The 25430-nt window shown below is 73.5% G+C and carries 26 protein-coding genes and 1 riboswitch; of the genes, 16 read left to right on the top strand and 10 right to left on the bottom strand.

The genetic code is table 11. The features are described 5' to 3' along the window. Positions 1–50: 50 nt before the first annotated feature. From ACF09E_RS13925 to ACF09E_RS13915, 3 genes are all read left to right on the top strand, one after another. Positions 51–536 (top strand): winged helix-turn-helix transcriptional regulator, encoded by a 486-nt coding sequence (locus ACF09E_RS13925; protein ID WP_392205391.1) that lies wholly within the window; start codon positions 51–53, stop codon positions 534–536. A gap of 118 nt (positions 537–654) precedes the next feature. Continuing rightward, the gene (locus ACF09E_RS13920) at positions 655–1536 is read left to right on the top strand and encodes a YhjD/YihY/BrkB family envelope integrity protein (protein WP_392205390.1); all 882 of its coding nucleotides are present in this window, start codon (positions 655–657) and stop codon (positions 1534–1536) included. 191 nt (positions 1537–1727) lie between these two features. Then, positions 1728–2222, top strand: a complete 495-nt coding sequence (locus ACF09E_RS13915; RefSeq protein WP_392205389.1) for an NUDIX domain-containing protein — start codon at positions 1728–1730, stop codon at positions 2220–2222. A gap of 73 nt (positions 2223–2295) precedes the next feature. Here the strand turns inward: ACF09E_RS13915 and ACF09E_RS13910 are convergent, their stop codons facing one another. After that, positions 2296–2817 (bottom strand): hypothetical protein, encoded by a 522-nt coding sequence (locus ACF09E_RS13910; protein ID WP_392205388.1) that lies wholly within the window; start codon positions 2815–2817, stop codon positions 2296–2298. Between the two features lie 195 nt (positions 2818–3012). Between ACF09E_RS13910 and ACF09E_RS13905 the strand changes: the two genes are divergently transcribed. Continuing rightward, a complete protein-coding gene (locus tag ACF09E_RS13905) occupies positions 3013–3225 on the top strand; it encodes a hypothetical protein (protein ID WP_361851511.1) in 213 nt (70 codons plus the stop codon). Between the two features lie 122 nt (positions 3226–3347). Then, positions 3348–3845 carry a peptidylprolyl isomerase gene (locus ACF09E_RS13900; RefSeq protein ID WP_392205387.1) on the top strand — a complete coding sequence of 166 codons (498 nt, stop codon included), beginning with the start codon at positions 3348–3350 and terminating at the stop codon, positions 3843–3845. A gap of 318 nt (positions 3846–4163) precedes the next feature. Here the strand turns inward: ACF09E_RS13900 and ACF09E_RS13895 are convergent, their stop codons facing one another. Both ACF09E_RS13895 and ACF09E_RS13890 read right to left on the bottom strand, forming a co-directional pair. Continuing rightward, positions 4164–4412, bottom strand: coding sequence for a type B 50S ribosomal protein L31 (locus tag ACF09E_RS13895; protein WP_361851505.1), 249 nt, complete (start codon positions 4410–4412; stop codon positions 4164–4166). A gap of 111 nt (positions 4413–4523) precedes the next feature. Next, positions 4524–7118: a SpoIIE family protein phosphatase gene (locus tag ACF09E_RS13890; RefSeq protein ID WP_392205386.1), complete on the bottom strand. Its 2595-nt coding sequence runs from the start codon at positions 7116–7118 to the stop codon at positions 4524–4526. A gap of 162 nt (positions 7119–7280) precedes the next feature. Here ACF09E_RS13890 and ACF09E_RS13885 point away from each other — a divergent pair, with 162 nt between their 5' ends. The 3 genes from ACF09E_RS13885 to ACF09E_RS13875 all read left to right on the top strand — a co-directional run bounded on the left by ACF09E_RS13885 (position 7281) and on the right by ACF09E_RS13875 (position 10312). Beyond that, positions 7281–8045 (top strand): alpha/beta fold hydrolase, encoded by a 765-nt coding sequence (locus ACF09E_RS13885; protein WP_392205385.1) that lies wholly within the window; start codon positions 7281–7283, stop codon positions 8043–8045. A 264-nt stretch (positions 8046–8309) separates the two neighbouring features. Further along, positions 8310–8906 carry a hypothetical protein gene (locus ACF09E_RS13880; protein WP_392205384.1) on the top strand — a complete coding sequence of 199 codons (597 nt, stop codon included), beginning with the start codon at positions 8310–8312 and terminating at the stop codon, positions 8904–8906. A gap of 116 nt (positions 8907–9022) precedes the next feature. Next, complete coding sequence (locus ACF09E_RS13875) at positions 9023–10312, top strand: alpha/beta family hydrolase (RefSeq protein WP_392205383.1); 1290 nt, start codon at positions 9023–9025, stop codon at positions 10310–10312. On the opposite strand, the gene ACF09E_RS13870 is transcribed toward ACF09E_RS13875, so the two are convergent. After that, entirely contained in the window at positions 10306–11184 is an 879-nt protein-coding gene (locus ACF09E_RS13870; RefSeq protein ID WP_392205382.1) for a transglycosylase SLT domain-containing protein, read from the bottom strand. The genes ACF09E_RS13875 and ACF09E_RS13870 overlap by 7 nt on opposite strands. Positions 11185–11189: 5 nt before the next feature. Continuing rightward, a riboswitch (cyclic di-AMP (ydaO/yuaA leader) is annotated at positions 11190–11373 on the bottom strand. A 342-nt stretch (positions 11374–11715) separates the two neighbouring features. On the opposite strand from ACF09E_RS13870, the gene ACF09E_RS13865 reads away from it, so the two are divergent. Then, complete coding sequence (locus ACF09E_RS13865; RefSeq protein ID WP_392205381.1) at positions 11716–12348, top strand: hypothetical protein; 633 nt, start codon at positions 11716–11718, stop codon at positions 12346–12348. Between the two features lie 64 nt (positions 12349–12412). Here the strand turns inward: ACF09E_RS13865 and ACF09E_RS13860 are convergent, their stop codons facing one another. Further along, positions 12413–14437, bottom strand: coding sequence for a phosphocholine-specific phospholipase C (locus ACF09E_RS13860; RefSeq protein ID WP_392205380.1), 2025 nt, complete (start codon positions 14435–14437; stop codon positions 12413–12415). A 178-nt stretch (positions 14438–14615) separates the two neighbouring features. Next, complete coding sequence (locus ACF09E_RS13855) at positions 14616–15428, bottom strand: DeoR/GlpR family DNA-binding transcription regulator (RefSeq protein ID WP_392205379.1); 813 nt, start codon at positions 15426–15428, stop codon at positions 14616–14618. 148 nt (positions 15429–15576) lie between these two features. Here ACF09E_RS13855 and ACF09E_RS13850 point away from each other — a divergent pair, with 148 nt between their 5' ends. After that, on the top strand, positions 15577–16500 hold the full coding sequence (locus ACF09E_RS13850) for an SIS domain-containing protein (protein ID WP_392205378.1): 924 nt from the start codon (positions 15577–15579) through the stop codon (positions 16498–16500). A gap of 89 nt (positions 16501–16589) precedes the next feature. Beyond that, positions 16590–17426 carry a ketose-bisphosphate aldolase gene (locus ACF09E_RS13845; protein ID WP_392205377.1) on the top strand — a complete coding sequence of 279 codons (837 nt, stop codon included), beginning with the start codon at positions 16590–16592 and terminating at the stop codon, positions 17424–17426. A 26-nt stretch (positions 17427–17452) separates the two neighbouring features. Here the strand turns inward: ACF09E_RS13845 and ACF09E_RS13840 are convergent, their stop codons facing one another. After that, positions 17453–18334 carry a LysR family transcriptional regulator gene (locus tag ACF09E_RS13840; protein WP_392205376.1) on the bottom strand — a complete coding sequence of 294 codons (882 nt, stop codon included), beginning with the start codon at positions 18332–18334 and terminating at the stop codon, positions 17453–17455. A 72-nt stretch (positions 18335–18406) separates the two neighbouring features. Between ACF09E_RS13840 and ACF09E_RS13835 the strand changes: the two genes are divergently transcribed. After that, entirely contained in the window at positions 18407–19405 is a 999-nt protein-coding gene (locus ACF09E_RS13835) for a DMT family transporter (RefSeq protein WP_392205375.1), read from the top strand. Here the strand turns inward: ACF09E_RS13835 and ACF09E_RS13830 are convergent. Beyond that, a complete protein-coding gene (locus ACF09E_RS13830; RefSeq protein ID WP_361851472.1) occupies positions 19356–19793 on the bottom strand; it encodes a nitroreductase family deazaflavin-dependent oxidoreductase in 438 nt (145 codons plus the stop codon). The genes ACF09E_RS13835 and ACF09E_RS13830 overlap by 50 nt on opposite strands. Positions 19794–19914: 121 nt before the next feature. Here ACF09E_RS13830 and ACF09E_RS13825 point away from each other — a divergent pair, with 121 nt between their 5' ends. Genes ACF09E_RS13825 through ACF09E_RS13810 form a run of 4 tightly spaced genes read left to right on the top strand, consistent with a single transcriptional unit; the run spans position 19915 to position 22913 of the window. Beyond that, on the top strand, positions 19915–20706 hold the full coding sequence (locus ACF09E_RS13825) for an alpha/beta fold hydrolase (RefSeq protein WP_392205374.1): 792 nt from the start codon (positions 19915–19917) through the stop codon (positions 20704–20706). Then, on the top strand, positions 20703–21731 hold the full coding sequence (locus ACF09E_RS13820) for a serine/threonine dehydratase (protein WP_392205373.1): 1029 nt from the start codon (positions 20703–20705) through the stop codon (positions 21729–21731). The genes ACF09E_RS13825 and ACF09E_RS13820 overlap by 4 nt, the downstream gene beginning before the upstream one ends. A gap of 7 nt (positions 21732–21738) precedes the next feature. Further along, entirely contained in the window at positions 21739–22326 is a 588-nt protein-coding gene (locus tag ACF09E_RS13815; RefSeq protein ID WP_392205372.1) for a hypothetical protein, read from the top strand. Positions 22327–22379: 53 nt separating this feature from the next. Then, positions 22380–22913, top strand: a complete 534-nt coding sequence (locus tag ACF09E_RS13810) for a GNAT family N-acetyltransferase (protein ID WP_392205371.1) — start codon at positions 22380–22382, stop codon at positions 22911–22913. A gap of 14 nt (positions 22914–22927) precedes the next feature. Here the strand turns inward: ACF09E_RS13810 and ACF09E_RS13805 are convergent, their stop codons facing one another. After that, entirely contained in the window at positions 22928–24202 is a 1275-nt protein-coding gene (locus tag ACF09E_RS13805; RefSeq protein ID WP_392205370.1) for a serine hydrolase domain-containing protein, read from the bottom strand. Positions 24203–24461: 259 nt separating this feature from the next. After that, entirely contained in the window at positions 24462–25295 is an 834-nt protein-coding gene (locus tag ACF09E_RS13800; protein WP_392205369.1) for an NAD(P)H-binding protein, read from the bottom strand. Positions 25296–25430 lie beyond the last annotated feature (135 nt).

Genomic DNA, 25430 nt, shown 5'->3' with positions numbered 1-25430 from the left:
GTCCCGAAAGCTGACTGTCAACGGCGCAGCCAGGTGGCTACAGTGTGACGATGAAGTGGCTGGAGACGGACGCGCGGAACTGCCCGGTCGGCCGCGCCCTGGAGCTCGTGGGCGAGAAGTGGACGCTGCTGATCGTGCGCGACGCCTTCAACGGCGTGCGCCGCTACGACGAGTTCCGCCGGCACCTGGGGCTCTCGGAGGCCGTCCTCGCCGACCGGCTCCGCAAGCTCGTCGCGGCGGGCCTGCTGCGCGCGGAGCCGTACCGCGAACCCGGTACCCGGACGCGGTACGAGTACCGGCTCACCCGCAAGGGCGTGGACCTCTGGCCCGTGCTCCTCGCCCTCAAGCAGTGGGGCGACACCCACGCGGGGGAACCGGAGGGGCCGGTCCTCGACATCCGGCACACCGACTGCGGAGCCCCCGTCCGCGTCGTCGTCCAGTGCGAGGGCGAGGAACGGGACACCCTGTCCGCCCGTGACGTCACGGTCCGCCCGGGGCCGGGGGCCCGCCCGCTCCACCCCGGACCCGCGGCCTGACGACCCGCGCCGGACTCCGGCGCGCCCGAGCACGCGGACGGCCCCGCTTCCCGGCTCCGGCACCCGTTCGGCCGCACCCCTGCGATGCCCCGCCGCCCAGCCGGGTACCTCACGAGGCATGCCCTCCACACCCGGTCCGCCGTACGACGGTGCCCCCACCGAGCACGGCCCCGAACACGGCCACTGGTTCCAGCGGCTCCACGCGCGCGTGCTCACCTCGCCCGTCGGGCTGGCCTGGAACCGCGGCCGCGCCATGGAACTCATGCACCGCGCCATGGGCTTCGCGGCGCTCAGCCTGCTCACACTCGTCCCCCTCCTCATCGTCGTCGCCGCCGCCGACCTCGCGAGCGGCCAGGGCTTCGCCCGCTGGCTCGTCCAGGGACTCGGGGTCTCCGAGGTCTCCGAGGAGGAGGTCGAACGCCTCTTCGGGCAGCCGGGCGCGGCCCTCCAGCGCACCACCGCCTTCGGCCTCGCGGCCCTCGCCGCCTTCGGCGTCACCTTCGGATCCGCCGTACAGACGGGCTACGAGCGGGCCTGGGACCTCCCGACGGCCCGCTGGCACACCATGTGGCGGCACGTCGTCTGGCTGGCGGTCCTCGTCGCCTGCCTCCTGCTCTTCGTCGCCTTCCCCGCGCCCGCGGAGTCCCCGGCGGCGATCACCGCCGTCGTGGCCCTGGGCGACCTGATCGGCACCTTCCTGTTCTTCTGGTGGTCGCAGCGCTTCCTGCTCTGCGGGCGGATCCGCTGGCGGGCACTCGCCCCCGGGGCCGTCCTGACCGCCCTCGGCCTCCTCGGGCTGCGCATCTTCTCCCAGCTCGTCTTCTCCCCGCTGATCGCCTCGAACGCGGTCACCTACGGCCAGTTCGGCACCGTCCTCGTCCTCCAGTCATGGCTCGTCGGCGTCGGCTTCGTCGTCTACGGCAGCGCCCTCGTCGGCCGCCTGGTCCATGAGGGGCTGCTCGACCGGCGCCTGCGCCGCGACCCGCCGACCGGCAGGTGAACCGGGCCGACCCGGCGGGTGCCCGGTCGGCGACCGGGGTGCCGGCCCGGTCGGCGACCTGACGGAGCGGGCGTGGGACCGGCGGAAAACGGATCACACGATCCGGTGATCCACTCCGGAGGGGCGGGGAGCGGTCCGCGGGACCGCTTGGATGAGGGTGATCCCATCGGTCCGTCGAAAGAGAGCCGCCCATGGCGAGCACCTGGCTGCCACCCGTCGAGTACGTCGCGACCCTGCCCAGAGCGACGGCGTACGCCTGCCTGTACTTCACCGACACGCGAGGCCGCCCCTTCCAGCTCCGGGCCGCCTACGACACCGAGCTGTGGCAGTGGCCCGGCGGGAACATGGACCCGGGGGAGACCCCCTGGGGTACGGCGGTGCGCGAGTGCCGGGAGGAGACCGGGATCGTCTTCACCGGCGCGCCCCTGCTGCTCGGCACCCACTTCGTGACCGACCGGGGCGAGGACTGGCCCGCCAACCACATCGGCTTCGTCTTCGACGGCGGCGAGCTGACGGACGAGCAGATCGCCGGGGTCGTCCTCGACCCCGAGGAGCACAGCGAGTACCGCCTCCACACGCTCGACGAGTGGGAACGGGAGATGGAGCCGCGCGAGTTCGCCCGCCTCGCCGGCGTCGACCGGGCGCGCCGGACGGGCACCCCGTTCTACCTAGAGACCCCCTTCTAGGAGGCACGGCCGGGCGTAGGGGGGCAGGACGCGGGGGCCGCCGCTCCGAACGGCCCCCGCTCCGGCCGGAACGTCAGCGCCGGCAGCTTGCCGGGTGGGCGACGTCGATCACGAAGCGCTCCGGAGAGTGCAGCCGGAAGGTCCTGTACACGGGTTCGGTGTCGAAGGCGGCTCCGAGGGTGACCACCCCCTCGAAGTCGCCGGTCAGGGCGACCCCCTTGAGGGCGGGGAGGGCGAGCTTCACCAGTCGGGGCCCCTGGTAGACGGACCTTCCGGCCTCGTCGTGGGCGGCCGCGGGGGAGAGGCGGATCTCCAGGAACCGGCGGCCCGCCAGGGGGACCGGCCGGCCCGAGCCGTCCTGGTGGAGTGCCGCGACCCGGTGCACGGTGACCGGGGGCGTCGCGCCCCGCACGTCGATCACGAGCCGGTCGTAGGACGCGTGGCCGGCCCAGCGGGCGTTCACGACCAGGGGCGTGGTCGGGGCCGACCTGTTCGGGGCGGAGGTGTTCGCGGCGCCCGCCGGGATCGTCGCGCCGATTCCGGCGGTCAGAAGGATTCCCGCGGTGACGGCCGCGAGGGTGTGGCGGTGATGCATGACGTCCCCCACTCTCTCGTGCTCGGGGACTTGCGGTGTCACTGGGAGAGACATCCGCTCACATCGTATGGTTCCGCCGAAATCGGGAGGAAACGTGCATCGGGAGGAGAGGGGCGGAGGCCGGCGGCGGACGGAGTGTTCGCCCGGATCCGGCCGAGACCGTAACTCCTCGGCCGTTCAGCAGTTGACCAGGGCATGAAGAAGCGCAGCATGCTCGCCATCGCCTCCCTCGCCGCAGGCGTCGTCACCGCCCTCGTCACGCCTCCGCCGCAGGCCAACGCCGCCGAGAGCCCCCTGGGCGGCGCGACCGGCCTCCTCCAGGAGGACAAGGGCGTCGACACGGTGCTCGACACCGTCGAGGGTGCCCAGAGCACCCTTCCCGCCCCCGGCTCCGGCGGGCTCCTCTGACCCTCGCCGTACGCGGCCACCGGTGCCCCGCGCCCCCGACGGGCCGCGGGGCACCGGCGCGCCGGGACCCGGGAGAGGCGGCCCGTGCGCGCGCCGTGCGTGACTAATGACAGGATGTCCTCATGAGCGACAACGTTTACTTCGACATCACCATCAACGACCAGCCCGCCGGCCGGATCGTCTTCCAGCTGTTCGACGAGGTCGTCCCGAAGACCGCGCAGAACTTCCGCGAGCTGGCCACCGGCCAGCACGGCTTCGGCTACGCCGGCTCCCCGTTCCACCGCGTCATCCCGCAGTTCATGCTGCAGGGCGGCGACTTCACCAACGGCAACGGCACCGGCGGCAAGAGCATCTACGGCGAGAAGTTCGCCGACGAGAACTTCGACCTCAAGCACGACCGCCCGTACCTGCTCTCGATGGCGAACGCGGGCAAGAACACCAACGGCTCGCAGTTCTTCATCACCACGATCGTCACCGACTGGCTCGACGGCAAGCACGTCGTCTTCGGCGAGGTCGTCGAGGGCCAGGACCTGGTCAAGAAGATCGAGGGCCTCGGCTCCGCCTCCGGCCGCACCTCGGCGTCCGTCAAGGTCTCCGAGTCCGGCATCGTGAAGGCCTGATCGCCTTCCCGAGCTGAGCGGAGGGCGCCGAGCGCCCTCGCTCGACCCACCCGGCCGGGGCGGGGGGACGCCGTCCGCGACGTGCGCCCCCGCCCCCGCCGAGGGCTCCCGGCCGCCGCCCGCGCAACCGGGTGCGCCTTTCCGGCCCGGTCCCCAGCGACCGGCCCGCGGGTCCGCCGACCGCTACGGCCGGCGCACGAACCGCCGCGACGACCGCGGCCGCACGCCCCTTCCGCGGACACGGTCAGGGAGTCCCGTACCGGCGGCCGGACGCCCGCCGCTCCGCGGCAGCGGACGGACGAGACGGCCCGACCGCGCTCAGCCCCCCTCGCCGAAACGCCGCTCGAACTTCGCGATCCTGCCCTCGGTGTCCACGGTCCGCGCCTTGCCCGTGAAGAACGGGTGGCTCTCGGAGGAGATCTCCACGTCGATCACCGGGTACGTCCGGCCGTCGTCCCACTCGATGGTCCGCTCGCTGGTCGCGGTCGACCGGGTCAGAAAGGCGTACCCGGCCGCGCGGTCGCGGAAGACCACCGGGCCGTACTCGGGCTGCTTCTCCTGCTGCACGTGTCCTCCTCGGGCTCACGCCCTGGCTCGTCCGGCCTGATCGGCACGGCACTTCCAGCCTCCCCGCGCACCCGGCGCACGACCAGCGCCGCAGGCCCGACCGGGTGACCCTCAGCCGTGCTCCGGCCGCCGCGCCGCCAGCAGCAGCGCGATGTCGTCCGGGCGCGAGGTCGCCTGGCGCGCGTCCCGGATGACCCGGTCGGCGGCCTCCGAGAGCGGCAGCGCATGGGCCGCGGCGAGCGCACCGCCCAGCCGCGCGATCCCGTCGTCGATGTCCTGGCCCGGCTTCTCCACGAGCCCGTCCGTGAACAGCGCGAGCACCGCACCGGGCTCCAGCCGCAACCGGGTCACCGGGTACGAGGCACGGCCGTCGATCCCCAGCACCATCCCGCCCGCCAGCTCCACCCGCTGCGCCGTCCCGTCGGGGTGCAGCAGCAAGGGCGGCGGATGCCCCGCCCGCACCGCCCGCAGCTCCCCCGACCCCGGATCGAGGAGCACGTAGCAACAGCTGGCGAACTGCCCGGGATCCAGGTCGATGAGCAGCCGGTTGGTGCCCCTCATGACGTCCTGCGGCCGGTGGCCCGCCAGCGCGAAGGCCCGTACGGCGCTCCGCAGCTGACCCATCGTGGCGGCGGCCGCCACCCCGTGCCCCTGGACGTCGCCGATCACGAGCGCCAGCCGGTCCCGCCCCGTCTCGATGACGTCGTACCAGTCGCCGCCGACGTCCATGCCCTGCGTGCCCGGCAGATAGCGTCCGACCGTCTCCACCCCCTCCCAGACCGGCAGCCGGTGGGGGAGCAGCGCGTCCTGGAGTCCCCGGGCCACCGCCGACTCCGTGTCGTAGCGCTGGGCCCGCTCCAGCGCCTGCGCGATCAGGCCCGCGAGGGCCGTGAGCACGGTCCGCTCCTCCGAGCTGAAGCCGCGCGGCCGGTCGAACCCGAGGATGCACGAGCCGACCGGCCGACCGGAGGCGATCAGGGGGAGGAACGCGCGCGCCCCCGAGTGCGCGTCCAGCGGCAGCCCCGGATACCTGAGGCCCAGCTGCTCCATCGACTCGAAGAACAGCGGCCGGCCCGTGGTGAGCGTCTCCACGCCGGGCACGTGCGCGTCCAGCGCCACGCCGTCGAAGGGTTCGAGGAAGCCGGGCGGGAAGCCCGTCTCCCAGGCCAGGTACAGCCGGCGGTCGCTCAGCAGGTAGATGGCCAGCTGGCGTCCGCCGAACGCCGGCAGGAGCTCCTCCGTCACCACCGCCGACACCTGACGGGCCGTCACCGCCTCGGAGAGGGCGATCGCCAGGGCCACCGGACGGTAGAGCGCCGAGACCTGGTCGTCGGGCAGGGACAGGGTGTCGGTCGTCGGCCCGGTGCCGCCCTTCGCCACCTGCTTCGGCCGGACCGGGTCGTTCTCGGGCAGCAGCACCATGGTCACGCCGTCCCGCCCGGGATGGAGCGAGACCGAGAGCCACTGGCTCCGCTCCGGACGGGCCAGGAAGCGCACCGGCTCACCGGAGACCATCGCGGCCCGCAGCTGCTCCTCGTGGAACGGCTGAGCGAACCAGGGCAGGGCCTCCCACAGCGGCCGGCCCGCCAGAGCCGCGCGCGGGCGGCCGAGCAGCCGCTCCGTCAGCTCGTTGACGTACGTGACGCGCCCGAGGCGGTCGATCGCCAGGATCGCCCGCGGCAGCCGGTCGGTGGCGTCGGAACCGATCAGACCGGTCCCGAGGTCGACGAGGGTGCAGGTGAGCCGCAGACCGGTGGGGACACCGCCGACTCCCAGCCGCGGCGCCCCCGACCCGTCCATGCGAGGGGTCGCGGGCGTCGTGGGATGCGGTGCCGTGTGCCGCGCCCGCGTGGATACCTCCAGGAGGTGGAGGCCCCCGTCCGGGCCCTTCAGCCGGATCCGGCGGACCACCGGGCGACCGTCGGGCCCCGTGGCCTGCCGGGCCGCCGCCCACAGGGCGTAGCCGTCCTCGGGCTCCAGGAGCGCCGTGAGGACGTCGATCGGGCAGGGCGAGGGCACCTCCGCGCCGAGGATCGCCAGGAGGCCGTCGTCCAGGGTCACCATCCCGCTGTCGAGGTCCCACTCGAAGGCTCCGAAGCGGACCGGCGGCGCGCCCGAGGTCGAGAGCTGCACGCACACCGGATCGCCCGGCCACTCCAGAGCCGTCCCCTGCCGGGCCAGGTCGGCCAGGGCCTCGCCCAGGTGCAGCCCGCCCCTGGTCATCCGGTTCCGGTCGCGCGCCTCCACCGGAGCCCCGGGCGTCGGCGCCCGCAGCACCACCAGGACGCCGAACCGCTCACGGCCGGCGACGACAGGCGCGTACAGCGAGGCGAACGGGAACGGCAGGCTGGCGACCAGCTGGGGAAACCGCCGCATCGCCTCCTCGACGTCGTGCAGGTGCACGGACTGCCCCGAGCGGTGGACCTCGGCGACCGGGAACGGTCGGTTCGTGTGCATCCGGAACCACGGGCGGAACAGCGGACCCGGCAGTCCCACCAGGGTCGCCATCCGCAGCAGCCCCGGGGTCCCGGACCGCAGATACACCCCGCCCGCATACCCTCCGACCTCGTCGACGGCCCGCAGCGCGGCCTCCGCGAGCGTCCAGGTCAGCGCGCCGGAGGGCGGCCCGTCGGCAGTTCCCCTCCCGGACGGACGCCCGGTGCTGCCGGCCGGGCCGGGGCGGCCGGACGTGCCGTGCAAGGTCACACAGCCAGGATGCGCCCCACCGGAAAGGCGCCGCATCCCGGGCCCGCCCCGCACGGCCGCCGGGGCGGCACGGGGTGTTGACCCCCTGCGTCCGGACCGTCACACTCGGTCGTCGACCGGCGCCGCGGGCGCACGGCACCCACTTCACGACCAGGGGACAGAATGACCGACCGGGTTCTTCCGTACGAGGTGCAGGGCGCGGGACCGCGGAGGGCCCTCGTGCTGCACAACTGGTTCGGCGACCGCACCAGCTTCGCCCCGCTGCGGGCCCATCTGGACGACGCCGCCGGCACCTACGCCTTCGTCGACTGCCGCGGCTACGGCGAAGCCGTCGACCACGCGGGGGCCTACACGATGGAGGAGGTCGCGGCGGACGCGCTCGCGGTCGCGGACGACCTCGGCTGGGACTCCTTCTCCGTCGTGGGCCACTCGATGGGCGGCAAGGCGGCGCAGCTGATGCTCCTGGAGGCGCCCGAACGCGTCCGTTCGATCATCGGGATCTCGCCCGTCTCGGCGGCCGGCTTCCCCATGGACGACGACACCTGGGACCTCTTCGCCGGCGCCGCCGAGGAGGCCGGCAACCGGCGCGCGATCATCGACACCACCACCGGCGGCCGGTACGACGACGCCTGGCTGAGCGCCCTGGTCGAGCGCTCCCTCCGACGCTCCTCCGCGACCGCCTTCCGTGCCTACCTGGACTCCTGGTCGCGCACCGACTTCCATGAGCGCGTGCGCGACAACCCGGCTCCGGTCCTGCTCGTCGTCGGCGCCCACGACCCGGCGCTCGGGGCCGCGGCGATGGAGGCGACCTGGCTGCGCTGGTACCCCAACGCGCGCCTGGAGGTCATCAAGGACGCCGGTCACTACGCGCCCGAGGAGACCCCGCAGGCCCTGGCGGAGGCCATCGAGGCCTTTCTCGCGGCCTGACGGGGCGGGGCGGGTCGGGGCTTGGGCGGGCTGAAGCCTCAGGGTCAGGTTCAGGGTGAGGGTCACGTTCGGGAGGAGCTTCAGGGGGAGGCAGGGCACGCCCGGGGCGTCCGCTCCGCCTCTCCTCCGCCTCTCATCCGAACGTCTCGCGGGACGACGACTTTCGAGGACAGCGGCGGGACGCCCACGGGGCGGATCATCGTGCTCACGACCTCATGGGGCGGCCCTCCGACGGCCCGCCCACGATCGGCAGGAGCACGTCCGATGGGCCTCGCGCAGACGCAGCACCGTTTCCTCGTCCGGCAGAAGGTGACGCCCATGGCCAACCGCTACCTCGTGCACACCGCAGGAGCGGACGGGGCCGAGGGGGAGCTCGTCGCCTTCGCCCACCAGAAGAGGATGGCGTTCAAGGAGCAGGTCACCTTCTACACCGACGAGTCCCAGCGCCAGGTCCTCTTCACCTTCAAGGCCCGCCAGGTGATCGACCTGGGTGCGACCTACGACGTGCACGGCGCGTCCGGCACCCGGCTGGGCGGCTTCCGCAAGAACTTCGGTGCCTCCCTGCTGCGCAGCACCTGGCACCTCAGCCGCGAGGGAGCCGAGGGGGAGACCACGGGGCAGGAGCGCAGCGGGGGCATCGCACTGCTGCGGCGCGCCTGGGAGCTGCTCCCCTTCACCGACCTGCTGCCCTTCGTCGTGCCGTACCACTTCGACTTCACCGAGTCGGGCCGTGCGGTGATGTCGGTCGACAAGGTCTTCGGGCTCCGTGACCGGTACGTTCTGGACATAGCGGACCCCGAGCTCGATCGGCGCCTGGCGATAGCCCAGGCCGTCGCGCTCGACGCCCTCCAGTCCCGCTGACCGGCCGCTCACCCGACCGCGGGGGAAGGCGCGCCTTACCCTGGAGGGACGGGCGGGGGCCGAGCGGGGCGCTCCTCTCCCCGCCCGGAGCCGTGCGGGCGGAAGGACGCGGGCCCATGCTCTTCAGTGATCGAACCGATGCCGGTCGGCAGCTGGCCGCCCGCCTCGACCACCTCAGAGGACATGACCTCGTGGTGCTCGGTCTGCCGCGCGGCGGGGTTCCGGTGGCGGCGGAGGTGGCCGACGCCCTGGACGCCCCGCTGGACGTCTGCCTCGTCCGGAAGCTGGGTGTGCCCCGACAGCCCGAGCTGGCGATGGGCGCGCTCGGCGAAGGCGGCGTGCGTGTGGTGAACGAGCGGGTGCTGGCCGAGGCCGGGGTGGGGGCGCGGGATCTCGCGGCGGTCGAGCGGCGCGAGCACGAGGAGCTCGACCAGCGGGCCGACCGCTACCGGGGCAGCAGACCCTCCGTTCCGCTGGAGGGCCGGACCGTCCTGATCGTGGACGACGGTCTCGCCACGGGCGCCACGGCCCTCGCGGCCTGCCGGGTGGTGCGGGCCCGGGGCGCGGGACGGATCGTCCTGGCGGTGCCGGTGGCGCCCCGCGGGTGGAAGGCGAGACTTGGTGGCGAGGCCGACGAGACGGTGAGCGTGCACGCACCCGAGGCGTTCTCGGCGATCGGACAGTTCTACGGGGACTTCAGTCAGACCCCGGACGCGGAGGTCGTGGCCTGTCTGGACCGGATCCGGGCCGCGCACGGGCCGGTCGTCCGGGACGGGGACGTACGGATCCCCGTGGACGACCGCGTCACGCTGGCGGGGCGGCTCGCGGTGCCCGAGGACGCCTTGGGTGTCGTCCTGTTCGCCCACGGGAGCGGGAGCAGCCGGCGCAGCCCCCGGAATCGGGCGGTGGCGGCAGCTCTCAACCGGGCGGGCCTCGGCACCCTGCTGTTCGATCTCCTCACCGAGGCGGAGGCGGGGGACCGGGCGCACGTCTTCGACACCCCGCTGCTCGCCGGGAGGCTGGCCCGGGCCACGGAGTGGCTCGCGGGGCGACCGGAGAGCGCGGGCCTTCCGCTGGGCTCCTTCGGGGCCAGTACGGGAGCGGCGGCCGCGCTCTGGGCGGCGGGCGACCCCGGCTCACCGGTGGCCGCCGTCGTGTCACGCGGTGGCCGGCCGGACCTCGCGGCCGACCACCTGGCGCGGGTGAAGGCCCCGACGCTCCTCGTGGTCGGAGGGCGGGACGCGCTGGTCCTCGACCTCAACCGGCGGGCGGAGTCGCTGCTCCGCTGCGAGAGCCGGCTGGAGGTCGTGGAGGGCGCCACACACCTCTTCGAGGAGCCCGGGGCCCTGGAGGAGGTGGCGGAGCTCGCCACCTCCTGGTTCACCGGGCACTTCCGTGATCAGTAGGCGCCGTTGACGTTGTCGATGGAGCCGTAGCGGTCGGCCGCGTAGTTGCAGGCGGCGGTGATGTTGGCGACCGGGTCGAACAGGTCCGTCGAGGTGCCGGGCACGTGGTAGGCGAGGAAGGTCGGCTCGATCACCTGGAGCAGGCCCTTGGAGGGGGTGCCGGCCACGGCGTTGGAGTCCCAGAGGTTGATGGCCTGGGGGTTGCCGGAGGACTCCCGCATGATGTTGCGGTGGATCCCCTCGTAGGAGCCGGGGATCCCGCGCTGGGCCATGATGTCCAGCGACTCGCGGATCCAGCCGTCGAGGTTGTCCGCGTACTGGGTGGCGGCGACGGGCGCCGCCTGGACCGGGGCGGACGCGGCGGCGGGGGCGGCGGCCGAGGCGCCGGTGCCGGCGGCGGCCGGAGCGGCGCTGCGGCGCTCGGAGCGGCTCGCCCGTTCGGCCGAAGCGGTCTTCTTCGCCTCCTCCGGGGCGGCCTTGGCGGAATTCCGATGAAGCGTCAGTTCAAGGCCGGGGTGAATGAGTGACGGATTGTCACCCACGGCGCTCTTGTTGGCCTGGTAAAGGTCCTTCCAGCCGCCCTGAATTCCCTTCTTCTGCGCGATGAGGGAAAGCGAGTCGCCGCTGACGACCGTGTAGGTGCGCGCTGCGGCCCTGGCGGTGGGCGCCTTCGGCGCGGCCTTGGCGGCGGCCGGGGCGGCGGGGGCGGTGATGGCCTTCGGCGCGATGTCCGGGGCTCCGGAGGCGGGCGCGGCGCCGGCCACGGCCGGGGCGATCAGCGGGAGCGCGAGGGCGGCGCCACCTGTGCCGACCAGCGCGAGTCCACGGGAGACGGGGCGGCGGGGACGGCGGTGCTTACCGTGAGCAGGCATGACGGGATTCCTCTCCGGCGCCTTCGGGGTGAGCTGTCGGGTTCGGACTGGAGATGTCCGGCCGCGCGCACGCGGCTTCACCCCGAGCCGTTCCGGAATCCCGGCCGGCGTATTCGTGGGTCCCCCGCTCCTGCCGTCGGGTGAAAGGGAGGTATTTCGAGCAGTGGCAGGATTCGGCGATCCGCTCGAATGGAGGTGACCGTAGGCCACCTGTGCGACGGAGAACAAGAGGATCTGAGTCCGGAAGTCGGCGAAAGGATCACTGAATTACCGGAACTCATGATCGCCCCTGACGTCGGCGGAGCGAACTTTCTTGCCCGGTAAGGCCTGCGGGAATGTCGATCACCGGCGCGTTCCCGGCGGAGTGAGTCGCGTCACCAGGTGCTCTATGTCCGAATGTTCTGGTTAATTCCATTGATGGCGCAACGGGCTGGAAAGGCGGGGTCGGTCTCAGGGGCACTCAAGGGCATACATCGCGAAACCGACATTCTTCGTGAAAGGTGAAGAGACCCCGACCGAGGAGCCGCCCGGATGTCACCCGCCGCCCCCCTGCTGATCCCCGAAGGCCTCGCCCCCGAAGGCCTCGACCCGGACGCCCTCGACCGCGAGGCCGCCGCCCTCTTCGACAGCGCCACCTGGCAGCGCGTCGTCGCCGACTGGACCGACCGGACGCCGTCCGCGCCCGCCGCGGAGGAGTGGCGCGCCCTCCTCTCCGTTCCGGTGGACCGGCTCGTCGCCGACGCGCTCGACGCCCTGCCGCCGCCCCCTCCCGCCGAGCGCCGGCTGCCCGGCCGGCTCGCTGCCGTCCTGCCCGACCGGCTGCACGTCTGGCGTCGCGTCGGCCGGCCCGAGCTGCGCCCCTCGGTTCACCTCGGCTACGCGCGCCTGGTACTGACCGAGTGGGGCTGGCAGAACGCCCCGTACAAGCTGCGCGACGCCCGCGGGGCCCGCTGCGTCTGCGGTGCGCTCCTCGCCGCGCACCGTCTCGGCCACGGCAGCGCGACGACGATGAACGAGGCCGCCGCCTGGATCATGACGGAGCTCCGCGCCCGGGGCTGGCACGACCTGATCGGGCCGTGGAACCGGGCCCCGGGCCGTACGGCGGCCGACGCCGTGGACCTGCTCGACGCCACGATCCGCCGTGCCGCGGAGGCCGGCCGCTGAGAGGACGTCCGCGTGGAGGGCCGCGCACGGCGGAGGGGCGCCGCCCCTCCGCCGCGCGGCGTGCTCAGCCGGTGACGCTCGGGGCCCCGGTCTCGATGTGGCCGGTGTACCGGCGCGACCAGGTTCCGTCGATGTCGGCCAGGATCGTGAAGTCGTACCAGCCGTCGTTGTAGGCGACGGCGTTGAAGTGGTCCTCGCGCGAGGATCCCGCGGGGACGGTGTAGGTCCAGGGGCCGTCGGTGCGGTAGGCGTTCGAGCGGATCGTGAACGTCACCGGCCCGGCCGAGGCGTTGGTCATCCGGAACCACAGGGCCGTCCGCCCGGTGCCCGCCTCGGTCGCGAACCGGGCGGCCACCTCGACCGCCTTGCCGGCCTTGGAGGCGTCCCCGACGAACCGGCGCAGGAAGCGGTTGGGGCCCATCATCGAGATGTCGTACTTGCCGGAACCCGACCCCAGGCCGATGTGGAAGTAGTCGGTCGCCGTTCCGCCCGCGTCGACGGTGTACTGCCAGGCGGCCGTGTCGCGGTGCTGGTGGGGATGGATGGAGAAGTGTGCCGCCCGCTTGGCCTCGGCGCCCTGGTTCGTCATCGAGAACCAGGCCAGGATCTTGCCGGCGGCCCCGAACTCGAACCGGTCGAGGTTGCCGTTCACCTGGTACGGCAGTGCGCGGGCCGGCCGGACGCCCGGCTCCTGGGCCGGCTGGGCGTTGTTCTGCGGGGCGGGGTTCGGCAGCGGGGCGCAGGTCGCCTGGCCGATCACCTTCGCCGTGGAGGGGAGCCCGGCCGGTACGCCGTACACGGGACGGGCGAAGTCGAAGACGCCGGTCAGGTCACCCGTCACCTTCCGCCGCCAGGCGCTGATGTTCGGGCAGGTGGCCGGAGTGCCGAGGGCCGCCGTCCAGCTCTCCATGAAGCGCAGGACCGACGTGTGGTCGAAGACCTCGGAGCTCACCCAGCCGCCCCGGGTCCACGGGGACATGACAATCATGGGAACGCGGAAGCCCAGGCCGATCGGCACGCCGTCCAGGTACTCGCCCGGGGTGCCCGGAGGGGCGACGGGCGGGGGCACGTGGTCGAAGAAGCCGTCGTTCTCGTCGTAGTTGAGGAACAGCACGGTCGAGTCGAAGACCTCGGCGTCGGCGGCGAGCGCCCGGTAGACGAGGTCGACGAAGTGGGCGCCGTCCCCGGGGGGCGCGTAGGGATGCTCGGAGAACGCCTCGCTCGCGACCACCCAGGACACCTGGGGCAGGGTGCCCGCGACGACGTCCGCGCGGATCGCGGCGGCGATGTCGTCCGGGGTCGAGCCGGTCACCCGGGGGACCGAGCCCATGCCGCGGTCGTACAGCGGGTCCCCGGGGCGCGCGTCGGTGAACCTCTTGAAGTACGCGAGACCGTTGTCCCCGTAGTTGTCCTGGGCGTTCTGGTAGACCTTCCAGCTCACCCCGGCCCGCTGGAGCGCCTCCGCGTACGTCTCCCAGGTCAGGCCCGACTCGTCGCCGCCGTCCTTGCTGGAGGCGTCGATCCTCCCGCTCCACAGGAACGTGCGGTTGGGTCCGGTGGCGCTCAGCGCCGAACAGAAGTACGCGTCGCAGACGGTGTACTGGTCGGCGAGCGCGTGGTGGAACGGGATGTCCTCGCGGTCCAGGTGCCCGAGCGACCGGGTGTTGCCCACGCCGGTGACCCAGTTGTCGAGACGGCCCTTGTTCCAGGCGGCGTGCTGCGAGGTCCAGCTGTGCGGCAGGTCTCCGTTGCACTGGGCCAGGGTCTCGCCGTCCACCCCTCCGGCGGGCGGGGTGTCGCTGAGCTTCCAGGGATACTGGCGACCGCCCCAGTCGGGCTGGTTGAACATGCCCCAGCCGCCGGGGATGTTGCCCGCGGCGCGGTCGCCGAAGCCCCGTACGCCGCGGAGGGTCCCGAAGTAGTGGTCGAAGCTGCGGTTCTCCTGCATCAGGATCACCACGTGCCGGACGTCGGTGAGCGTGCCGGTCGCCGAGCGCGCGGCGGCGGAGGCGCGGGCCGTCGGCAGTGCCGCCCCCGCCACGAGCCCCGCGCCGATACCGACGAACCCCCTGCGGCTGATGGGAATCATGCTCCACCTCTCCTGTATTCGACGTGCCCCGGCGGCACGTCGAAGACATGATGGGGGAGGCGGATCCAAAGGTATACATCCGTGCGGTAATTGCTGGGTTAACAAGCGGGGGCGCCGGAGATCGCTGCTCTGGCGCTCCTCGGATTGGTTCGACCGCGTACCAATGGAGTCCGGCGGCTCAGACGGTGAGGACCTTCACCCCGGCCTCGGTGAGCTCGGCGACCGTCTCCGCATCGATGCCCGTGTCCGTCACGAGGAGGTCGATCCGGTCCAGACCGCAGATCCGTGCGAAGGCCCGGCGCCCCATCTTCGAGGAGTCGGTCACCACGACGACCCGGCTCGCTCGCTCGGCGAAGAGCCGGCTGATGCTCGCCTCGTCCTCCTGGTGCGCCATCACCCCCAGTCCGGGGTCGACCCCGTCGACCCCCAGCACCACCACGTCGAGCACGACCTCGGTGAGCACGCCGACCGTCAGGGGGCCCACGAGTTCGTAGGTCTGGGGGCGGGCGACCCCGCCGGTGGTGACGATCTTGATCTGCGGGCGCACAGCGAGCTCGCCGGCGATGTTGAGCGCGTTGGTGACCACCGTCAGCGCGGGCCCGGAGGGCGCGGGGCCCGTCGTCCCCGCGGTGTCCGCCCGGCCGCTCGCGAACCGCAGGGCGAGGGCGCGCGCCACCTCGGTCGTCGTGGTGCCGCCGTTGAGCCCCACGACCTCGCCGGGGGCGATCAGATCGGCCGCCGCCTCCGCGATCCGCCGCTTCTCCGCCGCGTGCCGCGTCGACTTGTAGCGCAACGGCAGCTCGTACGAGACGCCGTGCGCGACCGCCCCGCCCCGCGTCCGTATCAACAGCTGCTGCTCGGCGAGCTCGTCTAGGTCCCGCCGGATGGTGGCGGCGGAGACGTCGAGCGCGGTCGCGGCCTCCTCGACCTCCAGCTTCCCCGAGGCGGCGAGCAGTTCAAGGAGCGTGTTCCACCGCTCGTGCTTGGACATGGGTCCCTCCCTCGGGCTCGTGCGCGCGTCCGATTCTATCCGCAGGCAGGCGCGGGACCTGGAAAGTGCATGCATGTTTCTGCTTGAATGACATCGACTTCAAGCATCTTCCATCATATGAGTGCACTCTTCTTGCAAGGAGACCGGCATGAGCACCACTCGGACCGCCGTGGAGATCGCCTCCCAGCCGGCGACCTGGCGTCAGGCTGCCCGCACGCTGCCCCAGCACACCCCCGCGCTGCCCCGGCGGGGCGAGCGCGTGGCGGTGATCGGGTGCGGCACCTCCTGGTTCATGGCCCTGGCCTACGCCGAACTGCGCGAGTCCGGCGGCCACGGGGAGACCGACGCCTTCGCCGCCTCGGAGTTCCCCTACGGGCGCGGTTACGACCGGGTCGTGGCCATCACCCGCTCCGGCACCACCAGCGAGGTCCTCGCCGTCCTCTCCCGGCTGCGCGGCACGATCCCCACGGGGGCGGTCACGGCCGACCCCACGACCCCGGTCATGGACCTCGCGGACGAGGTCGCCGTGCTGGACTTCGCCGACGAGGAGTCGGTGGTCCAGACCCGTTTCGCGACCACGGCGCTGGCACTCTTCCGCGCGCACCTCGAAGCCGAGGGCGCCCTGCCGGACGGGGTGGCCACCGTCGAGGAGGCGGCGCGGGACGCCGAACTGGCCCTCGTCTCCCCGCTCGGCGAGGACGTCCGCGCGGCCGAGCAGTTCACCTTCCTCGGCATGGGCTGGACCTACGGCCTCGCCCTGGAGGCCGGACTGAAGATGCGCGAGGCCGCGGGCGCGTGGACAGAGGCGTACCCGGCGATGGAGTACCGCCACGGCCCCATCAGCATCACCGGGCCCGGGCGCGTCACCTGGGGCTTCGGCACCCTGCCCGCCGGACTCGCGGACGAGGTGCGCAAGGTCGGCGGCACGCTCGCCGAGAGCGACCTCGACCCGCTCGCCGACCTGATCCGCGCCCAGCGGCTCGCGGTGGCGGTCGCCGAGGCCCAGGGCCTCAACCCCGACACCCCGCGCAACCTCACCCGGTCGGTCGTCCTCGCCGACGCCCAGGCCTGACCCCGCCGCACCCGCGACGCGGCCCCGGCCGTCCCGCCGGCGCCGCCCGCCGTCCCCGCGACCGTTCACCCCACCGGAGAAGGACCACCATGCCGTTGACGCCGACCGATGAGATCGTCCGCCGCGCCCGCGCGGCGGGCACCGGTGTGGGGGCGTTCAACGTCCTCCAGATCGAACACGCCCAGGCCATCGTGGCCGGCGCCGAGAGCACCGACCGCCCCGTCGTGCTCCAGATCAGCGAGAACACCGTCCGCTACCACGGAGCCCTGGAGCCGGTCGCCCTGGCCTCGCTCGCCGTCGCCCGCGCGGCGAAGACCCCCGTCGCCGTCCACCTCGACCACGCCGAGAACCCCGACCTCGTCCGCGAGGCCGTCGGACTCGGCCTGGGCTCCGTCATGTTCGACGCCTCGAAGCTCCCCTACGCCGAGAACGTGGCCGCGACCCGCGAGGTCGTCGAGCACTGCCACCAGCACGGCGTCTGGGTCGAGGCGGAACTCGGGGAGGTCGGCGGCAAGGGCGGCGCCCACACCCCCGGCGTCCGGACCGACCCGGACGAGGCCCGGGCCTTCGTCGCGGCCACCGGGGTCGACGCCCTCGCCGTCGCGGTCGGCAGTTCCCACCAGATGCTGACCCGGGACGCGGTCCTGGACTTCGACCTCATCGCACGTCTGCGTGCCGCCGTCGACACGCCGCTCGTCCTGCACGGCTCCTCGGGCGTCTCGGACGCGGACCTCACCGCAGCCATCGCCGCGGGCATGACCAAGGTGAACGTCTCCACCCACCTCAACAAGGCGTTCACCGGTGCCGTGCGCACCCATCTGGCCGAGCACCCCGAGGCCGTGGACCCCCGCCACTACCTGACCCCGGCGCGCGCCGCCGTGGCCAGGGAGGTGGCCCACCTCCTCACCGTCCTGTCACCCGCCTGAGCCGGCGGACGTCCCCTCGCGGCGGGTCAGACGCCCTGGAGCGCCGCGAGCAGGCCGCGTACGGCGGGAAGGGACAGCGAGGACTTCCGCACCGCCGCGTGGATCGACCGCACCGGCTCGGGCCCGCGGACCTTGCGGACGACCACGTGTGGATGGCGGCTGCCCAGCCCCGTCAGGGGGACCAGGCCGACCCCGAGACCGGCCGCGACGAACCCCTGCGCGGTGGCGTACTCCTCGCACTCCACCGCGATGTCGGGGGTGAACCCGGCCGCCGCGCAGGCGTCCAGGACGACGTCCAGGCAGGGGCCGGGGCGCTCGCTCCCCACCCAGGGTTCGCCGGCGAGCTCGGCCAGGTCGACGGCGGCCCGGCGCTCGGCCAGCGCGTGCCCCTTGGGCAGCACGGCGCGATAGGGGTCGTCGAGCAGATGGACCAGCCGGAGGCCGTCGCCCGCCGAGTCCGGCCGGGCGCCGCGGGGGCGTACGACGAGCGTCAGGTCCGCCTCCTCGTCGGGCGGCGCGCCGTCGGCGATCCTCAGGTCGACGCGGACGCCCGGGTGTTCGGTACGGAACCGTGCCAGGGCGGGGGCCACGAGGTCCGCCCCCGCCGTGGCGAAGTAGCGCACCGAGATCTGCCCGGTACGGCCCGCCCGCAGATCCGCGAGCGCCGTCTCGGCCTCCGCGACCTGGCGGCCGATGACGGCCGCGTGCTCCGTGAGCAGCCGTCCGGCGGCGGTGGGCCGCACCCCCCGGCCGAACCGTTCGAGCAGGGCGATGCCCGCCTCCTTCTCCAGGACGCCGATCTGCTGGCTCACGGCGGAGGGCGTGTAGCCGAGGTTCGCGGCTGCGGCGGTCACCGAGCCGCTGGTCACCACGGCCCGGAGCACCTGCATGCGTCTCACATCCAGCATGTAGCACAGCTTAACGCTCGCTCCATGATTCATCGCTTGTCCTGCCGGATGGGGGCGCGGGACGGTGGCGTCATGACATCGGCGACACGCATGGGCGTGCTGGCCCTGCTCTGGGGCTCGGGCTTCCTCTGGATCAAGATCTCCCTCAACGAGGGCCTCACCCCCGGGTGGATCACCCTCGTCCGCTGCGCGCTCGGCGCCGCGGTGCTCCTCGTGCTCGCGTGCGCGGCGGGGCAGCGGCTGCCGCGGGACCGGGCGACCTGGGGTCGGCTCGGCGTGGCCGCCCTCTTCTGCAACGCGCTGCCGTTCCTGCTCTTCTCGGTCGGGGAGCAGACCGTGGACAGCGGAGTGGCGGGCGTGCTCAACGCGACGACCCCGCTCTGGTCCCTGCTCATCGGCCTGGCTCTGGGCACCGAACGCCCCTTGCGCGCCGGCCGCGCGGCCGGACTCGGCCTCGGCTTCGCCGGAGTGCTGGTGATCTTCGCGCCCTGGAGTCACGGCCCGGGCCTGATGAGCTGGGGCGCCCTCGCGCTCCTCGGCGCCTCCGCGAGCTACGCCGTGGCCTTCGCCTACATGGCCCGGCGCCTCGCCGGCCGCGGCACCGCGCCGCTGGCGCTCTCGGCCGCCCAACTCCTGGCGGCGACCGGCCTGAGCACGCCCGCGCTCGCCACCGGGGGAGCGGGGGAGGTGACCTGGGAGGGGCTGCTGGCGGTCGCCGCCCTCGGGGTCCTCGCCACCGGCCTCACGTTCCATCTGAACTACCGGATGATCGCGGAGGAGGGCCCGACCGCGGCCGCCACGGTCGGCTATCTGCTGCCGGTCGTGTCGGTGGGCCTGGGCGCGCTGGTGCTCGGCGAACCGCTGACCGCGCGGGTGGTCGCGGGGATGGCGGTCGTCCTGGTCGGGGTGGGGCTGACGCGGCCGCGGAGGCGGCCCGGGCCGGCCGGGCGGGTCCGGACGAACGGTCCCGCCCGGTCCGGTCCCGGCCTTCCCGGGCCCTCCGGGTCCGGTTCCGCGGGCTCTAGACGATCGGCTCGACCACGAACACCGGGATCTCGCGCTCCGTCTTGAGCTGGTAGTCGGCGTAGTCGGGGAAGGCCGCGACCGCCCGCTCCCACCACGCCGCGCGCTCCTCGCCGGTGACCCGACGGGCCTTCATGTCCCACGACCGGGTGCCGTCGCGGACCTCGACGAGGGGCGAGGCGACGAGGTTGTGGTACCAGACGGGGTGCTTGACGGCCCCTCCGTTCGAAGCGACGAGGGCGTACGCCCCCTCGTGCTCGACGCGCATGAGCGGGGTCTTGCGGAGCTTGCCGCTCTTCGCCCCTCGGTTGGTGACCAGGACGACGGGCATGCCGCGCATGGTCGTCCCCTTGGTCCCGCCGGAGGACTCGTACAACTCGACCTGGTCGCGAACCCACTTCTCCGGACTGGGCTCGTATTCACCTTCGAGCGGCATGTGCATCCCTCTCCTTGATCCGGTACGGCCGTCGGCCCGTCCCGGCACCGTCGGTGCCGGACTCCTAGGCTGGCCCCCGACGTGACGAAAGAACGTGTACGACACAGGGAGAGCGCACAGCATGCGGGAATTGTTCCTCGCCGAACAGCGGGCCCACATCCGATGGATCGACCTCCCCGGGGCGGGGGACGGGCCCGTGCGGGTGTTCGTGCACGGCCTCGGGTGCACCGCCGCCTCCGACTTCGCGCACATCGCGGCGCACCCGGCGCTCGGCGGCGCCCGGGCGCTGCTCGTGGACCTGCTCGGGTACGGGCTGAGCGACCGGCCGGCGGACTTCGACTACCGCATGGAGTCCCAGGCAGCGGCGGTCGCGGCGGTCCTCGACCATCTCGGGCTGACGGGGGTGGACCTCGTCGGCCACTCCATGGGGGGTGCGGTGACGATCCATCTGGCGGCCTCGCGTCCGGAGCTCGTGGCGCGACTCGTGGTGGCGGAGCCGAACCTGTACGGGGGCGGGGGAGCGTTCAGCGCCCCCGTGGCGGCACAGGACGAGGAGACGTTCGTGGCGACCGGGTTCGCCAGGATGGTGGCTCTCGCCTTCCGTCCCGACTACGCGGCCCGGATGAGGCTGGCCGACCCGCTGGCCGTGCACCGCAGCGCCGTCGCCCTGGTCGAGGGGAGCACGCCGGCGCCCGGTGACCTCCTCGCGGGACTCGGGATCCCGCGGACGTACCTGGTCGGGCGGTCGAGCCTCCCGGACCCGGGCGCGGAGAAGGCGGCCGGGTGGGGGATCCCGGTCGTGGAGATCCCCGGGGCGGGGCACAACATGTCGCTGGACAACCCCGAGGGCTTCGCGCTGGCCCTCGGCCACGCTCTCGGGGACGGCCCGGCCCTGAGAGGATCGTGGCCATGAGCGCTCCGTTCCCCTCCGACCCCCGGCACCCCGACCGGGAGTCCGCCGTGCCCACGCCCCTCGACTACGCCGACGTCCGGCGCGCCGCCGACCGGATCGCCGGACAGGTCCGCCCGGTCACGGTGGCCGACGCCGGGCCCGGCGCGGAGCCCTACACCCTCCACTTCGCCCTGGAGCACCTGCAGCACACCGGCTCCTTCAAGGCCCGCGGAGCGCAGAACTTCCTCCTCAGCCACCGGGAGGCGGGCACCCTGCCCGACGCCGGCGTCACCATCGCCTCCGGCGGCAACGCCGGGCTCGCCTGCGCCTGGGCCGCGCTGCGCCAGCGCGTCCCCGCCACCGTCTTCCTGCCGACCACCGCGCCGAAGGTCAAGGCCGACCGACTCGCCGGCTACGGCGCCGACGTCCGGCTCGTCGGCACCGAGTACGCCGAAGCGCTCGCCGCCTGCGAGGCGTTCGCGGCCGACACCGGGGCCCTCGCCTCCCACGCGTACGACCATCCGCTGATCGCCGCGGGAGCCGGCACCCTGCTCGACGAGATCCGCGACCGGATCCCGGACCTCGACACCGTCGTCGTCGCCGTGGGCGGGGGCGGTCTCCTCGCCGGCGTCGCCACCGCCGCCCTGCACCACGGCATCCGCACCGTCGCCGTCGAACCCGAGAACTGCCGGGCGCTCGACGCCGCCCTCCGGGCCGGACAACCCGTCGACACGGCCGTCGACTCCGTCGCCGCCGACTCGCTCGGCGCCCGCCGGGCCTCCGCCACCGCCCTGGCGACCGCCCGACGGGACGGCGTTCGCACCGTCCTGGTGCCGGACGGCGAGATCGTCCGCGCCCGCCTCGCCCTGTGGGACGACCGCCGCCTCGCCGTCGAACACGCCGCCGCCACCGCCCTGGCCGCCCTCACCGCACCGGCCGGGCACGGCACGGCGGACCACGGCTACCGGCCGGCCCCCGGGGAGACGGTCTGCGTCGTCCTCTGCGGAGCCAACACGGACCCCGGCGACCTCGCGGCCGGGGAGTAGCGCCGCGGTGGACCACGACCACCCCGAAGCCGAGCGGCCCGAGGCCGCCCGCGCCGAGGCCGCCCGCGCCGAGGCCGCCCTCCCCGCCTCCGACGACCCGGCGTTCCTGGCCTGGCTCCGGAGCCTCTCGCACGTCCTCGACCTCGACGCCGAGGCCGAGCTCGGCACGCCGGGCGGACGGGCGTTCCTCCGGACCGGCTTCGCCGAGAACGGCGCCGTCCCCGCCGCGCTCTTCGCGCCCCTCGTGGACGAGCACCGGCGGGTCCACGCCGAGCGCGTCGTGGCCACGCTGCTGGCCCGGGCGCGCCGGGACACCGGCCGCCCCCTCGACGTGCCCGTGCGCCACGAGTGGTCCGACGTTCCCGGCGGCATCGGCCGGGTCTCGGTCGGCCACGAGACCGTGGAAGGCCTCGACACGGTCGACATCGTCGTCTCGGCCGCGGAGGGGTTCCAGTGCCACCTCGCCGACCGCGAGCGGCTGGTCTGGCCGCTCTGCCCCGACCACCGCACCGGCCCCCACGCCGCCCGTACACCCGAGGGGGCGGCCTGGGTGTGCTCGGTCACCGGTCATGTGGTGGCGCCCCTGCCCGGCTGAGCACCGGGAGGCCGGTGGCGCGGGGTGCTCCTCCCGTGCGTCAGGATGGGGGCATGACCGAGATCCGCACCCCCCGTCTCCTGCTCCGGCCCTGGAGCGACGACGACCTTGTCCCGCTGGCCGAGATCAACGCCGATCCCGAGGTGATGCGCTGGATCGGGGACGGCTCGGTCCGGGACCTGGAGGAGACCGCCGAGGACATCGAGCGGTACGAGGAGGAGTGGGACGAGGAGGGCTTCGGCATCTTCGCCGTCGAGCTCCTCGCCTCGGGCGAACTCATCGGCTTCGCCGGCCTGTCCGTGCCCGAGTTCCTCCCCGAGGCCATGCCGGACGTGGAGATCGGCTGGCGGCTGGGCCGCCAGTACTGGGGACAGGGGTACGCCTCCGAGGCCGCGCACGCGGTCCTGGAGTTCGCACTCCAGGACCGCGGCCTCGACCGCGTCGTCGCGATCACCCACATCAGCAACCGGGCCTCCGAGAACGTCATCGGCAAGCTCGGCATGACCTCGGAACGCGAGACGACCCACCCGGTCTTCGACGTCCCCCTGCGGATCTACGCGATCGACCTCACCGAGTACGAGGCCTGACGCCCCGGGCCGGCTCAGCGGCGCTCGGGCAGGTCCCGCTCCGCCGGCAGCGACGTGAGGTCGCGGGCCGTGGACGGGGCGGCGGCCCGCGAGGACGCCGCGGGAGCCGGCTTCTTGCCGCAGAACGCCGCCTCCAGCGTCCCGCCGAGCGCCGTGTTGACGGCACCGCGGTTCGAGGTGTTCGCCGTCGCGGCGAGACTCCGCCGCCCGTCGCCGGTCGAGAAGGCGTACGTGTAGAAGCCCTGCACCGTGCCGGTGTGCCCGTAGACCCGGGTACCGCACGACAGGTCGTAGCGGCGCAGGCCGAGGCCGTAGAACCGGGTGTTGGTGGCGTCGGTCGGCGTGACCGTCGTCATGGCCTCCCTCATCGCCGGGGACAGCAGCCGGCCGCGCAGCAGCGCGCTCGTGAAGGTGTTCAGGTCGGCGGGGTCGGAGATGACGGCCCCGGCGGACTGGGCCCAGGAGACGGTCTGCTCCGTGGAGTCCACCAGCGCGCCGCCCTCCTCGTCCGGGTGGAGGTAGCCGCGCACGTGCGTGCCCCGGATCCGGGTGTCGGGGTGCACGTACGAGGTGTTGCGGAGCTTCAGCGGCTTGAAGATGCGGCGCTCGTACGCGTCGGCCACGGGACGCCCGGTGGCCTTCTCGATGAGCATGCCGACCACCACGAAGTTGGTGTTCGAGTACGCGTAGGACACGCCAGGCTCGGTGGTCCGGGGCTCGCTGAGGGAGAGGTCGACGAGCTCCTGGTAGCTGAACACGCGGTTCCGCACCGACTCGAAGCCCGGCACCGTGTGCTCGAACATCGCGTTCGTGTAGTCGGCCAGACCGCTGCGGTGGGTGAGCAGGTGACGGACCGTGATGCGGTCGTCCGGGAGCAGACCGGGGAGGAAGCGGTTCACCGGCGCGTCCAGCTCCAGCCGGCCCTCCTCCACCAGCTGCAGCAGGACGACGGTGGAGAACGTCTTGCTGACGCTGCCGATCCGGAAGCGGGAATGGACCGTCATGGGCGCGCCCGAGACCCGGTCCCGGACGCCGACCGCACGCGTCCGGACGCCGTCGGGACCGGTGAAGCGGGCCATCGCGCCCGGGGCGCCGTTGGCCATGGCCGAGTTCAGCGCCGCGACGACGCCGTCCATGTCGGGTGCGGGGACCGCGGGCGTCGTGGCGGCGGCGGCCGGGACGGGTGCCGCGGGAGCGGCGAACGCGCTGGTGGCGGGGGTGAGGCCGGCGGCGAGCGCGGCGACCAGGGTGGCGCTCACGGCCAGGCGACGGTGCGACGACAGGGGCACGGGGAATCCTCGACTTCTTCCGAATCGTTCGACGCGGCGCGCGCCCGACGCGCGTCGCGGGGCTCGGGGGCACCCGGCCGCGAGGCCGGGCCCCGGGACCCATGGATCATGAGTGCCAACGCCCGGGAACGGTTCCTGACACGGGCCGCGGGTTGTGGAACCGAGGCGTCCGTCACCGGCCCGGCGGCGTCCGGGGCCGGCCGGGTCGCTCACCTGGTCGCGTTCATGCCGGCGCATGCTCGACACCCGGTCCGGTGTCCTACGCGGAGCCGTGACTTAGGAACGTCCCGGCGTGAGCCGTGGCCCACTGCGCGAAACTCCGGGGAGGGCGGCCGGTGACACGCTCCACCGAAGACGTCACATCGGCCACCGTGGTGGGCACCGCTGCCCACATGCGCAGCATGAAGTCGATGCCCTCCTCCGGCCATCCCTGAGCCCGCCACTGCTCGCGCGCCTGCCCGTCCGTCAGGTGCGTGAAGCGGATCTCGCGGCCGGTCGCCGCCGCGAGAACGGCGGTCTTGTCGGCCGGGCTGAGAGCCTGAGGGCCGGTCAGGACGTAGCTCTGACCGGCGTGTCCGCCTTCGGTCAGGATGGCGCCGACGACGTCGGCGACATCCCTCTCGTGCACTGAGGCGGTTCGCCGGTCGCCGTACGGTTCACGGACCCGACCCTCGGTGCGGATGGCCTCGGCCCACCCCAAGGCGTTGGCCATCAGGTCGACCGGCCAGAGGAAGGTCCATTCCAGACCGCTGCCACGCACCGCCCCGTCCAAATCCTGCCCGTCGCCGGGCGACAGGACCGTGATCCGGCGCACGCCCGCCTCGGCTGCCATCGTCAGGATCTCGCCCCCGGTCCGCAGTGGCGCGTGGTCCGCTCCCGTGGTGCCGAGCAGGTGCACGGCGCCGACGCCGTCCAGCGCCGCAGCCAGGGACGACGGCTGCTCCAGGTCGCCCTCCACCACCTCGACGCCCGTCGGCAGCCGGGCGACGCCCGCATCGCGGGTCAGCACGCGGACCCTCTGGCCCGTGAGCAGCAACCGCTCGACGATGTGACGGCCCAGGCGTCCCGTTCCGCCGGTCACCAGAATGGTCATTCGAGGCTCTCCCTTGTCGAGTTCCGCAGGCGTTCCTGCCGAGAACGAACGCTAGGAGGCATCTAGGCCGGTACATGACCTATCTCGGAGCGGATCTCGACCCTTGACGGCCTCCGCGATCGCGCGCGTGAGCGC

The organism is Streptomyces sp. NPDC014891, assembly GCF_043081085.1.
Taxonomy (GTDB): domain Bacteria; phylum Actinomycetota; class Actinomycetes; order Streptomycetales; family Streptomycetaceae; genus Streptomyces.
The sequence above is the reverse complement of the archived record's forward strand: the minus strand, read 5'-3'. Positions and strand labels throughout refer to the sequence as shown.

Coding starts and splice junctions, on each gene's coding strand:
- ACF09E_RS13925 (WP_392205391.1), top strand. CDS start 51: ATGAAGTGGCTGGAGACGGACGCGCGGAACTGCCCGGTCGGCCGCGCC.
- ACF09E_RS13920 (WP_392205390.1), top strand. CDS start 655: ATGCCCTCCACACCCGGTCCGCCGTACGACGGTGCCCCCACCGAGCAC.
- ACF09E_RS13915 (WP_392205389.1), top strand. CDS start 1,728: ATGGCGAGCACCTGGCTGCCACCCGTCGAGTACGTCGCGACCCTGCCC.
- ACF09E_RS13910 (WP_392205388.1), bottom strand. CDS start 2,817: ATGCATCACCGCCACACCCTCGCGGCCGTCACCGCGGGAATCCTTCTG.
- ACF09E_RS13905 (WP_361851511.1), top strand. CDS start 3,013: ATGAAGAAGCGCAGCATGCTCGCCATCGCCTCCCTCGCCGCAGGCGTC.
- ACF09E_RS13900 (WP_392205387.1), top strand. CDS start 3,348: ATGAGCGACAACGTTTACTTCGACATCACCATCAACGACCAGCCCGCC.
- ACF09E_RS13885 (WP_392205385.1), top strand. CDS start 7,281: ATGACCGACCGGGTTCTTCCGTACGAGGTGCAGGGCGCGGGACCGCGG.
- ACF09E_RS13880 (WP_392205384.1), top strand. CDS start 8,310: ATGGGCCTCGCGCAGACGCAGCACCGTTTCCTCGTCCGGCAGAAGGTG.
- ACF09E_RS13875 (WP_392205383.1), top strand. CDS start 9,023: ATGCTCTTCAGTGATCGAACCGATGCCGGTCGGCAGCTGGCCGCCCGC.
- ACF09E_RS13870 (WP_392205382.1), bottom strand. CDS start 11,184: ATGCCTGCTCACGGTAAGCACCGCCGTCCCCGCCGCCCCGTCTCCCGT.
- ACF09E_RS13865 (WP_392205381.1), top strand. CDS start 11,716: ATGTCACCCGCCGCCCCCCTGCTGATCCCCGAAGGCCTCGCCCCCGAA.
- ACF09E_RS13860 (WP_392205380.1), bottom strand. CDS start 14,437: ATGATTCCCATCAGCCGCAGGGGGTTCGTCGGTATCGGCGCGGGGCTC.
- ACF09E_RS13855 (WP_392205379.1), bottom strand. CDS start 15,428: ATGTCCAAGCACGAGCGGTGGAACACGCTCCTTGAACTGCTCGCCGCC.
- ACF09E_RS13850 (WP_392205378.1), top strand. CDS start 15,577: ATGAGCACCACTCGGACCGCCGTGGAGATCGCCTCCCAGCCGGCGACC.
- ACF09E_RS13845 (WP_392205377.1), top strand. CDS start 16,590: ATGCCGTTGACGCCGACCGATGAGATCGTCCGCCGCGCCCGCGCGGCG.
- ACF09E_RS13840 (WP_392205376.1), bottom strand. CDS start 18,334: ATGCTGGATGTGAGACGCATGCAGGTGCTCCGGGCCGTGGTGACCAGC.
- ACF09E_RS13835 (WP_392205375.1), top strand. CDS start 18,407: ATGACATCGGCGACACGCATGGGCGTGCTGGCCCTGCTCTGGGGCTCG.
- ACF09E_RS13830 (WP_361851472.1), bottom strand. CDS start 19,793: ATGCCGCTCGAAGGTGAATACGAGCCCAGTCCGGAGAAGTGGGTTCGC.
- ACF09E_RS13825 (WP_392205374.1), top strand. CDS start 19,915: ATGCGGGAATTGTTCCTCGCCGAACAGCGGGCCCACATCCGATGGATC.
- ACF09E_RS13820 (WP_392205373.1), top strand. CDS start 20,703: ATGAGCGCTCCGTTCCCCTCCGACCCCCGGCACCCCGACCGGGAGTCC.
- ACF09E_RS13810 (WP_392205371.1), top strand. CDS start 22,380: ATGACCGAGATCCGCACCCCCCGTCTCCTGCTCCGGCCCTGGAGCGAC.
- ACF09E_RS13800 (WP_392205369.1), bottom strand. CDS start 25,295: ATGACCATTCTGGTGACCGGCGGAACGGGACGCCTGGGCCGTCACATC.